General features: G+C 69.9%; 9 protein-coding genes. 6 read left to right on the top strand and 3 right to left on the bottom strand.

The window, feature by feature from the left end:
* Nucleotides 1–679: 679 nt before the first annotated feature.
* Complete coding sequence (locus ABD224_RS22545; RefSeq protein WP_344052751.1) at nt 680–1,795, top strand: sugar ABC transporter substrate-binding protein; 1,116 nt, start codon at nt 680–682, stop codon at nt 1,793–1,795.
* Nucleotides 1,796–2,043: 248 nt separating this feature from the next.
* The gene (locus ABD224_RS22540; protein ID WP_425581034.1) at nt 2,044–3,099 is read left to right on the top strand and encodes a helix-turn-helix transcriptional regulator; all 1,056 of its coding nucleotides are present in this window, start codon (nt 2,044–2,046) and stop codon (nt 3,097–3,099) included.
* A gap of 263 nt (nt 3,100–3,362) precedes the next feature.
* Here ABD224_RS22540 and ABD224_RS22535 read toward each other — a convergent pair whose 3' ends face one another.
* A complete protein-coding gene (locus ABD224_RS22535) occupies nt 3,363–4,307 on the bottom strand; it encodes a helix-turn-helix transcriptional regulator (RefSeq protein WP_344052753.1) in 945 nt (314 codons plus the stop codon).
* Nucleotides 4,308–4,476: 169 nt separating this feature from the next.
* On the opposite strand from ABD224_RS22535, the gene ABD224_RS22530 reads away from it, so the two are divergent.
* Together ABD224_RS22530 and ABD224_RS22525 are read left to right on the top strand one after the other, a co-directional pair.
* Nucleotides 4,477–4,662, top strand: coding sequence for a hypothetical protein (locus tag ABD224_RS22530; protein WP_344052746.1), 186 nt, complete (start codon nt 4,477–4,479; stop codon nt 4,660–4,662).
* A gap of 1 nt (nt 4,663) precedes the next feature.
* Nucleotides 4,664–4,999, top strand: a complete 336-nt coding sequence (locus ABD224_RS22525) for a hypothetical protein (RefSeq protein ID WP_344052744.1) — start codon at nt 4,664–4,666, stop codon at nt 4,997–4,999.
* Between the two features lie 162 nt (nt 5,000–5,161).
* On the opposite strand, the gene ABD224_RS22520 is transcribed toward ABD224_RS22525, so the two are convergent.
* Nucleotides 5,162–5,581, bottom strand: coding sequence for a pyridoxamine 5'-phosphate oxidase family protein (locus ABD224_RS22520; protein WP_344052742.1), 420 nt, complete (start codon nt 5,579–5,581; stop codon nt 5,162–5,164).
* A gap of 349 nt (nt 5,582–5,930) precedes the next feature.
* Here ABD224_RS22520 and clpB point away from each other — a divergent pair, with 349 nt between their 5' ends.
* Nucleotides 5,931–8,534, top strand: coding sequence for an ATP-dependent chaperone ClpB (clpB, locus tag ABD224_RS22515; protein ID WP_344052740.1), 2,604 nt, complete (start codon nt 5,931–5,933; stop codon nt 8,532–8,534).
* A gap of 247 nt (nt 8,535–8,781) precedes the next feature.
* Entirely contained in the window at nt 8,782–9,321 is a 540-nt protein-coding gene (locus tag ABD224_RS22510; RefSeq protein ID WP_344052738.1) for a YbjN domain-containing protein, read from the top strand.
* A gap of 186 nt (nt 9,322–9,507) precedes the next feature.
* Here ABD224_RS22510 and ABD224_RS22505 read toward each other — a convergent pair whose 3' ends face one another.
* Nucleotides 9,508–10,713 carry a pyridoxal phosphate-dependent aminotransferase gene (locus ABD224_RS22505; protein WP_344052736.1) on the bottom strand — a complete coding sequence of 402 codons (1,206 nt, stop codon included), beginning with the start codon at nt 10,711–10,713 and terminating at the stop codon, nt 9,508–9,510.
* Nucleotides 10,714–10,815: the final 102 nt, after the last annotated feature.

Genomic DNA, 10,815 nt, shown 5'->3' with positions numbered 1-10,815 from the left:
CTGGTGACCGAGGTGAGCGGGGTTCGGTGCGTGCAGATGCAAGGCGGAGGAGGGAGCCGACGCGGAGCGTCGGCGAGTGACGACAACGCCGCAGATGCGCGTGCCGAACCCCGCGACCTGCGGCATGATCCAAACGACACCCCCTAGTATCCGTGCTCGTACGGCGGCGGCCCCGGTCTCCTTCGGGAGGGCGGGGCCGCCGCCGTCGTGTCCGCCGGACGGGGCGCCGGTGCCCGGCCCCCGTGGACCGCGCTGTCGCGGTCCGTCTCCGTCGGCTTGCCGGGGAACGCGTTGTTCGCGTAGAAATGCCGCTTGTGAACAGGCGGGACACAAGAGGCGGCCGTGAGGGCGGGGGCGGCGGCGGTCATGCGTCCGGCCGGGTTCATCGCACCTCCGAGCGAGACGGGAGCAGGGGGAGGCTAGGCTCCCGTGACCACGACTCGCGGGGAGGGGAGTTGGTTGTACGGGCCTCCGTACGGCAGTGCCGCCGCCCGGTGAAGGGCCCGTAAAGAGCGTTTGGAGGGGATTCCGCAAAGCCGCGTGGGGCCTTCACAAAGGCAGCAGAGCGTGATGTTGCCATCTCGTTAAGTGGCTCCGCTTGACGTTGGTGGCCGCCTCCGCGTTGGCTTTTCAGTCACCTGGGTCGCAATGCTGCGCCCTCGTCCGGAAGGCACCAGAAGTGAGCACCTCGATGCGTCGTATCGTCATAGCCGTGGCCGCGCCCGCGCTGATCTTCTCGCTGGCCTCCTGCGGGGCGGGCGATTCAGGGACCAGTGCCGACGCCAGCCCGAGCAAGGGCAACGACATGACGGTGGGTCTGCTGCTCCCGGAGACGGCCAACACCCGGTACGACGACTTCGACTACCCCATCTTCAAGCGGAAGGTCGCCGAGCTGACCCGGGGCCAGGGCAAGGTCGACTACGCGAACGCGGAGGCGGACGCGAGCAAGCAGGCCGGCCAGATGCAGAAGATGATCGACTCCAAGGTCGACATCATCGTGCTGGACGCCGTCGACTCCCATGAGATCGCCGGCATGGTGCAGAAGGCCAAGGACGCGGGCATCCCGGTCATCGCCTACGACCGGCTCGCCGAGGGCCCGATCGACGCGTACATCTCCTTCGACAACGAGCTGGTCGGCGAGGTGCAGGGCCGTTCCCTGCTGGAGGGGATGGGGTCCGGCACCGACACCTCCTCCAAGATCGTCATGATGAACGGCTCGCCCACCGACCCGAACGCCAGGCAGTTCAAGGAGGGCGCGCTCGCGCAGCTCAACGGGAAGGTGACGATCGCCAAGTCCTACGACACCAAGGACTGGAAGCCGGAGAACGCCCTGGCGAACATGACTCAGGCGATCAACGCGATCGGCAAGGACAACATCGCCGGCGTCTACGCGGCCAACGACGGCATGGCGGGCGCCGTCATCCAGGCCCTCAAGAACGCGGGCGTCACCGATCTGCCGCCGGTCACCGGCCAGGACGCCGAACTCGCCGCCGTGCAGCGGATCATCACCGGCGAGCAGTACATGAGCGTCTACAAGTCCTACCCGGCCGAGGCCGAGACCGCCGCCGAGATGGCCGTGGCCAAGGTCCAGGGCAAGGACATCCAGTTCGACGCCCTCACCCGGGACAAGGTCAGCAGCCCCACCCACAAGGACATCCCCGCGCAGCTGGTGCCCGTGGTCGCCCTGACCAAGGACAACATCAAGGAAACGGTCATCGAGGACGGCATCTACAAGGTGTCCGACATCTGCACCGGCAAGTACCGGGACGCCTGCGCGGAGGTCGGCCTCAAGTAGCCGCGGTCTTCACACCGCTGCCTTCCACACCGCTGTCTTCGCGTCGCCGCCCCACGCCCCGATGTGCCCCGTCGGGGCCGTTCCTTCCGTCCCCGCCCTGCGGTGATGCGCCGGCAAGCAGTCGGGACACACCGGCGGATACCGGCAGTTTCCGGTGCCCGCGCCGGTGGGAGCCGTGTTGCACAGCCGGTCCGGTCCGCGCATAGTTTCCGCTGCGGAAGAGGAGGAAACCGGGGGTGTGATGGGCCATGGCCGGGCACGGAACGGACGAGCATCCACATGGTGCCGACCGGTTGTGCGAGGCCGGGGACCGTGTGTATTCCCGGGCCGTACGACGGGGCCGGGTGCCGCGCCGGGACGCCGAGCCGGTGCCCTGCCTGCTCGAACTGGCCCTGCTGCACCCGGACCCCGATGACATGGACTTCCTGGTGCCGACCGCGCCGCAGGAGGTCATGACCCGGCTGCTGCGCGGGATGTACGACGAGATCAGCGAGAGCCATCGGCGGGTGGGCTCGATGGTGTCCGCCGTCGAGCGGTACGCCGGGCTCGGCCGCTGGATGCGGGAGTCCTCCACGGGCACCGAGGGCACGGCGATCCGGGTCCTCGACGGACTGTCCCGCATTCAGTCGGCCATGGACGAGGCGACCCAGGCGTGCACCACCGAGGTGCTGACCGTCCAGCCCGGCGGCATCCGCCGTGAGCACGAGCTGTCGGAGGGACTGCACCGGGCTCTGACGCTGCGCAACCGCGGGGTGCGCATGCGGGACCTCTACACCCATGTGGCCCGGCACGGCCAGGGGCTGCTCACCTACCTGGAGCTGATGGGCGACGCGGTCGAGGCGCGTACGCTCGACGAGGTCATCGACCGGCTGATCCTCTTCGACCGCACGGTCGCCTTCGTGCCCGCCAACGCCGACCGCACCATGGCGCTGGAGCTGCGCCATCCCGCGCTGGTGGAGTATCTGGTGACGGTCTTCGAACGGCTCTGGCAGCTGGCGATCCCGCTGACCACACCCCTGCCCGACACGGGCATCGAGGGCATATCCCACCGCGAGCGGGCCATCGCCGCGCTGCTGGCCGAGGGTCACCAGGACGCGGTGATCGCCGAACGGCTGGGCATCAGCGTGCGCACCTGCCGGGCGCACATCGCCCGTCTGTCGGAGACCCTGGGCGCGACGAGCCGTACGCAGCTGGGGGTCCGTATCGCCCAGGCGGGGCTGGACGGCCCGCCCCGCACCCCGGGAGCGTCGTCGCCCGGAACTCCCGGCGGCACCCCCGGTCAGGAGTCCACGGCCGCCTCGTAGACCACCGAGCCGCGCCCTGCCGGCCCCGCCGAGGCGAGACGGCCGGCGGCCCGGCCGGGAACGGGTCCCGGCGTCGCCCGAAGTCGCCTGCGGCAGGCGGGGATTGAGACCTGCGCCGCTGTGTGCCGGAGGAGCGCGCGGGAACGTGCGGGGTACGGCGCCGGGCGCACCGGGTTTCCACCGAGTGCACCGGGTTTCCTCCGCCGGCTTTTGAACTCCTGCTGGGGGAGCTGCTGTTGTGCTTCCTCTTCAAGGGGTTCTCTTCAAGGATTCTGCTCCAGGATGCCGGACCGCGCGATGAGATAGCCGAGTTGGGCCCGGCTGCCGCTGCCCAGGGCGGAGGCCAGCTTGGCGATGTGGGCCCGGCAGGTGCGGACGTTCATGCCGAGCCGGCGGGCGATGGCCTCGTCGACGTGCCCCTCGACGAGGAGCTTGGCGATGGAGTGCTGGATCTCCGTGATGCCGTCGGGGGCGGGTTCGTACGGGGTGCCGACGCTCAGGGGGACCGCGCGGCTCCACATGAACTCGAAGACCTTGATCAGATAACGGACGAGACCCGGGTGGCGGAGTTCCAGGGCGACCTGCTGATCGTCCTGGGCGGGGATGAAGGCGACCGTGTCGTCGCAGATGATCAGACGCTCCACCAGTTCGTCGATGGAGCGGTACTCCACCTTGCCGTCGGCGAGGTGTGCGGCGTAGGCCAGCTTCTCCTGGCTGTAGCGGGCGGTGTGCTGATACAGGGTGCGGATCCGGACGCCGCGCTCTATCAGGGGCTTGTCGCGCTCCAGTCCCCGAAGGAGGCTCTCTTCGGAGATGCGGCCGCTCGGCTGGACCGTGAGCACCTCGGTCCGGCACTGTGCCGTGGCCAGGTTGAGCGCCGTGTTGATGCGTTCGCTGCCCTCGAGGACCGTGATCGAGTCACTGCTCGAGACGGGCTGACCGCTGAGGGCCATGAACGGCTCGAAGGCGTCGGCGATGTCGATCGCCATCCGTCTGCGCTCGGTGATCTCGCGTTCCAGAGGGTTGAGCCGCTGCGCCAGAGCGACGGCCGGCGGTACGGGACGCAGCCAGTCCGAGTCGTCGGGATCGGGGTGGAGCAGGGCGAACTCCAGCAAGCAGGGCGCGGGTTCGGCGTCCTCACGGGAGATCCGTCCCGCACGGAGGGCGGCGGCATACAGACGGCTGCCCTCCTCGCACAGCTCGGTCATCGCATGGGGATGTGTCACGGTTGCCCGTTTTGTTGTCAAATCTCCACCCCCCAGGGTCCTGAATATGCAGGAACATGATGCACCGTTCGGGTGGCCATGACGTGCCCGAATGAGCCATCGTCATACCTGACGGGGGAAAGGGGACCTTCGAGTGAGGACGAAGCCGATTATGCGTAACAGACTGCTTCGCTCGGTGCTTGTCGCCGCCTTCTCCGTCGTCGCCGCCCTTGGTGCGCTCAGTGGTCTCTCCGGTGCGGAGAGCGAGGCCCGGGCGAACACCTACTGGCCGGCGGTGGGTGCGAACTCCGATGTGGTCGGCGGCGTCAGCGGGACCACCGGCGGAGCCGGGAGCTGACGTGACCACACCACCCGACGACCGGTCCTTCCGCCGTGAAATGGCCACCGCCTATCGCTCCGGCTGGCACTTCATCGACCTGGTCACCGCCATCCCCCACAACGGTGACTCGTTGATGGTGACTCTCTTCGGGGAGCCGGTCGTCGTCACGCGGGAAGAGGACGGAGACGTGCGGGCGTACCGGTGTCTGCGGCGGCCTCGGGGGGCGCCGCAGCCCGTGCGGTGTGCCATCCGCTATGGAATGATCTTTGTGAACCTGGACCAGCGGGAGGACCGGCAGGCGGCCTCGGAGGCCGCTGCCCTCAAGACCATCTCCGCCACCCCCCGCAGTGCCTGAAGCGATTCCCCCGTCATAAAAGATCGCTCAGGTGCTTCCCCCCCCGCAGCGGCGTCACCGTGACCTGAACACGGTGACGCCGCTGCAGTTTTCCCGGAAATCTCCGGATATCAGCGCATACGGTCATGGGCTGAAACATGGGCTGAAAAGGGGCGCCTGTATTCAGCCGCGCCCCATCGCCCGGGTCAGCTCGATCTCGATCACCACGCGGGACGGGTTCGGCGCCGGCGTCCGCTCGTACCGCTCGGCATAGCGCCGCTCCGCCTCCGCGACCCGTTCCCGGTCCGTCCGGACGAACGCGCGTCCCTCCAGCGTCGCCCAGCGCCGCCCGTCCACCTGGCACACCGCCACCGGGGCGCCCTCCGGGCCGGCCGCCCGCACATGGGACACCTTCGCGCTCGACTCGTTCGTGATCACCCGAGCCAGCCGTTCCCGCGGGTCGTATGTCACCCCGACGGGAACGACGTGCGGGGTGCCGTCGGGACGGAGGGTGGTCAGGGTGCACAGGTGCCGCTCCCGCCAGAAGGCCAGAAACGACGCGTCGGGGGCACCGGGGTCCTGGGAGTACGTGGTGGTGGCCATGGCCCCGGAACCTAGCCCGCTTCACCCCCTGCTGCTCCCGCCGCTCGGTCCACGGCGGAGTTCCCGAAGAAACCTTGAGTGGAATAGACTCAACTTTGTATACGTTGACTGAGTCAGCGGTGGGAGACGTGGCTGAGCGCTGACGCCGGACCGGCACCGAGGGGCCGCCGAGGGGCCGGGGGCGTCGAGGGCACCGAAGGGGCAAGGGCACCCGGGGCGCCCAAGGCGTCAAGGGGAGTCAAGAACGCCGAGGACAGTCGAGGACGTCAAGAGACGACAAGGACGTCAAGGGCAGACGTCAAGGACAAGGGACCAGGGGTTCAAGGAGCCAAGGAGGAGAGAAGCGACCGTGGACGCCGAGCTGACCAACAGGAGCCGGGACGCCCTCAACGCGGCCGGCAGCCAGGCCGTGCGGGAGGGGCACCCCGACCTCACACCCGCCCACCTGCTCCTCGCGCTGCTCGAGGGGCGGGACAACGAGAACATCGTCGACCTGCTGGCGGCCGTCGACGCCGACCAGGCGGCCGTCCGCTCCGGCGCCGAGCGCGTGCTCGCGTCCCTGCCCAGCGTGACCGGCTCCACCGTCGCGCCCCCGCAGCCGAACCGTGAGCTGCTGGCCGTGCTCGCGGACGCGCAGAGCCGGGCGAAGGAGCTGGGCGACGAGTACCTGTCCACCGAGCACCTGCTCATCGGCATCGCCGCGAAGGGCGGCGCGGCCGGCGAGGTGCTGGCCCGGCAGGGGGCCACCGCGCAGAAGCTGCAGAACGCTTTCCAGAAGGCGAGGGGAGGGCGCCGGGTGACCACACCCGACCCGGAGGGCCAGTACAAGGCCCTGGAGAAGTTCGGCACGGACCTGACCGCGGCGGCGCGCGAGGGCAGGCTGGACCCGGTCATCGGCCGGGACCAGGAGATCCGCCGCGTCGTGCAGGTGCTGTCGCGCCGCACGAAGAACAACCCGGTCCTCATCGGCGAGCCCGGCGTCGGCAAGACCGCCGTCGTGGAGGGGCTCGCCCAGCGGATCGTCAAGGGCGACGTGCCCGAGTCGCTGAAGGACAAGCGGCTGGTCGCCCTCGACCTCGGGGCGATGGTGGCGGGCGCCAAGTACCGCGGCGAGTTCGAGGAGCGGCTGAAGACCGTCCTGGCGGAGATCAAGGACTCCGACGGGCAGATCATCACCTTCATCGACGAGCTGCACACCGTCGTCGGCGCGGGCGCCGGCGGCGACTCCGCGATGGACGCCGGCAACATGCTCAAGCCGATGCTGGCCCGCGGTGAGCTGCGCATGGTCGGCGCCACGACGCTGGACGAGTACCGGGAGCGGATCGAGAAGGACCCGGCCCTCGAGCGGCGCTTCCAGCAGGTGCTGGTCGCCGAGCCGAACGTCGAGGACACCATCGCGATCCTGCGCGGGCTCAAGGGCCGCTACGAGGCCCACCACAAGGTGCAGATCGCGGACAGCGCGCTGGTGGCCGCCGCGACCCTGTCCGACCGGTACATCACCTCCCGCTTCCTGCCCGACAAGGCGATCGACCTCGTCGACGAGGCCGCCTCCCGGCTCCGCATGGAGATCGACTCCTCGCCGGTCGAGATCGACGAACTCCAGCGTGCCGTCGACCGGCTGCGGATGGAGGAGCTGGCGCTCGACCGGGAGACCGACGCCGCCTCCCGCGAGCGCCTGGAGAAGCTGCGCCGCGATCTCGCCGACAAGGAGGAGGAGCTGCGCGGCCTGACCGCCCGCTGGGAGAAGGAGAAGCAGGCCCTCAACCGGGTCGGTGAGCTGAAGGAGAAGCTGGACGACCTGCGCGGCCAGGCCGAACGCGCCCAGCGCGACGGCGACTTCGACACCGCCTCCAAGCTGCTGTACGGGGAGATCCCCAGCCTGGAGAAGGAGCTGCAGGCCGCCTCGCAGGCCGAGGAGGAGGCCGCCAGGAACACCATGGTCAAGGAGGAGGTCGGCCCGGACGACATCGCCGACGTGGTCGCCTCCTGGACCGGCATCCCGGCCGGCCGTCTCCTCGAGGGCGAGACGCAGAAGCTGCTGCGCATGGAGGAGGAGATCGGCAAGCGGCTGATCGGCCAGACGGAGGCCGTGCGGGCCGTCTCCGACGCCGTACGCCGCAGCCGTGCGGGCATCGCGGACCCCGACCGGCCGACGGGCTCGTTCCTGTTCCTCGGCCCGACCGGTGTCGGCAAGACCGAACTCGCCAAGGCGCTCGCCGACTTCCTCTTCGACGACGAGCGGGCCATGGTCCGCATCGACATGTCGGAGTACAGCGAGAAGCACAGCGTGGCCCGGCTGGTCGGTGCCCCGCCCGGGTACGTCGGCTACGAGGAGGGCGGCCAGCTCACGGAGGCGGTCCGCCGCCGTCCGTACAGCGTGGTGCTCCTCGACGAGGTGGAGAAGGCCCACCCGGAGGTCTTCGACATCCTCCTGCAGGTGCTGGACGACGGCCGCTTGACGGACGGTCAGGGACGGACGGTCGACTTCCGCAACACCATCCTGGTGCTGACCTCCAACCTGGGCAGCCAGTACCTGGTCGACCCGCTGACGAGCGAGACGGAGAAGAAGGAGCAGGTGCTCGAGACGGTCCGTGCCTCCTTCAAGCCGGAGTTCCTCAACCGCCTGGACGACCTGGTGGTCTTCTCCGCCCTGACCAAGGAGGAGCTGACCCGGATCGCCGCCCTCCAGATCGACCGCCTCGCCCGCCGTCTGGCCGAGCGCCGTCTGACCCTGGACGTCACCCCCGAGGCCCTGGCCTGGCTCGCCGACGAGGGCATGGACCCGGCCTACGGCGCCCGCCCGCTGCGCCGCCTGGTCCAGACCGCCATCGGCGACCGTCTCGCCAAGGAGATCCTCGCCGGCGAGATCAAGGACGGCGACACGGTCCGTGTCGACCGCTTCGGCGACGGCCTGCTGGTGGGTCCGGCCACCAAGGAGGCGAAGAGCCTGTAACGACACTCCTGACGGCGTCCCGGCCCTTTTCGGCCCCCTTCCCCGGCGAGCCGGCCCCTTTCCCGGCGGGTTTCCGGCGGGTTTCCGGCGAGCGTGGGAGGGGGGCCGGACGGTGCGGAGGGCCGGGAGTGCGGCTGTCCGGGTGACCGGATCTTGTCAGCCGAGGGCTGACAGGGGGCTGTGGGGCTTGCCACCCCCCTCCCCGGATGAGGGAGGATGGCGGGATCCGTACGAAGGGAAAAACACGGTGAGCATCGACCCGTCCTCGATTCCGAACTTCGGGGGCCAGCCCCAGCCGCAGCCCCAAGGACCGGCGGGCCCCGTCGTCCCGGATCAGGACCTCGTGAAGCAGCTCCTGGACCAGATGGAGCTCAAGTACGTCGTCGACGACGAGGGTGACCTCGCGGCGCCGTGGGAGCATTTCCGCACCTACTTCATGTTCCGCGGCGAGGCCGAGCAGCAGGTCTTCTCGGTGCGGACGTTCTACGACCGCCCCCACAAGATCGACGAGAAGCCCCAGCTGCTCGAGGCCATCGACGACTGGAACCGTAGGACCCTTTGGCCCAAGGTTTACACCCACACCCACGACGACGGCACCGTCCGCCTGATCGGCGAGGCGCAGATGCTGATCGGCATGGGCGTGGGCCTCGAGCACTTCGTCTCCTCGACGGTCAGCTGGGTGCGGGCCGCCATCGAGTTCGACCGCTGGCTCGTCGAGCAGCTCGGCATCGAACAGGAGATCAACAACGCGGAGCGGCCCGAGAACGACGAGGACGACGAGGAGTAGTCCCACAACCGTCCCGGGGCGGTGCCCGCTCGCCGGAGCGGACACGGCCCCCAGGGCCGCACAGGCCTTTCAGGCCCTTTCAGCCCTTCCAGGGCCCTTTGCAGACGGCGAGAGCCCGGCCCGGAGCGCAGGCATCGGCACCGCGCACCGGCCGGGCTCTCGCCGTGCCGGGCCCCTTGCGGGAGGTCAGCCGGCCGCCAGGGCCTTCAGACGCTCGGCCGCCTCCTGGAGCACCGTCGGCTGCTTGCAGAAGGCGAAGCGGACGAAGGGGGCGCCCTCGGCGCGGTGGTCGTAGAAGACGGCGTTCGGGATGGCGACCACGCCCGCGCGGTCGGGCAGGAAGCGGCAGAAGGCGTAGCCGTCCGTCTCCCCCAGAGGGCGGATGTCGGTCGTGATGAAGTACGTGCCCGCCGGCCGGAACACCCTGAAGCCCGCCTCGGCCAGCCCCTCCGCCAGTACCTCACGGCGGGCCCGCATGTCCTCGCGGAAGGCGGTGAAGTACGACTCCGGCAGCGCCAGCGCCTCGGCGACCGCGTACTGGAACGGCCCCGAGGACACGTACGTCAGGAACTGCTTGGCCGAGCGCACCGCCGTCACCAGACCGGGGGACGCCGTGATCCAGCCGACCTTCCAGCCGGTGAACGAGAACGTCTTGCCGGCCGAGCCGATCGTCACCGTGCGCTCGCGCATCCCGGGGAACGTGGCCAGGGGGATGTGCTCGGCGTCGTCGAAGACCAGGTGCTCGTAGACCTCGTCCGTGACCACCAGCAGGTCCCGCTCGACGGCCAGCTCGGCGATCGCGGCCAGCTCCTCGCGGGTGAGGACCGTGCCGGTCGGGTTGTGCGGGGTGTTGATCAGCAGCAGCCGGGTCCGGTCGGTCACCGTCGCGCGCAGTTCGTCGAGGTCCAGGCGGAAGGCGGCCTCCTCGTCCTCGATGTGGGGGCGCAGGGTCACCGGTACGCGCGTGCCGCCCGCCATCGCGATGCAGGCCGCGTAGGAGTCGTAGTACGGCTCCAGGGCGATCACCTCGTCGCCCGGTTCGACCAGGGCCAGCAGCGCGGCCGCGATCGCCTCCGTGGCGCCCGCGGTGATCAGCACCTCCGTGTCCGGGTCGTAGGAGAGCCCGTAGCGCCGCAGCTGGTGCGCGGCGACGGCCTGGCGCAGCTCGGGGATGCCCGGACCCGGCGGGTACTGGTTGCCCCGGCCGTCGCGCAGCGCGCGCACGGCCGCCTCGCGGATCTCCTCGGGGCCGTCGGTGTCGGGGAAGCCCTGCCCCAGGTTGATCGATCCGGTCGACACGGCCAGGGCGGACATCTCGGCGAAGACCGTCGTCCCGAACTCGGCGAGCCGGCGGTTGAGGAGCGGGCGTGCGCTGGAGGTCATGCCGGCCATCCTGCGCCGAAGCTCTGGAGTTCCTCAAGTGTGCTTTGGCCGGTTCGGGGGCCGGGCATGTCCTGCTCACCCACGAGTGTGGCGCCCACGGGGGACCGAAAG

It is taken from the genome of Streptomyces thermoalcalitolerans (assembly GCF_039525155.1).
In the GTDB taxonomy this organism is placed as follows: domain Bacteria; phylum Actinomycetota; class Actinomycetes; order Streptomycetales; family Streptomycetaceae; genus Streptomyces; species Streptomyces thermovulgaris.
The sequence above is the reverse complement of the archived record's forward strand: the minus strand, read 5'-3'. Positions and strand labels throughout refer to the sequence as shown.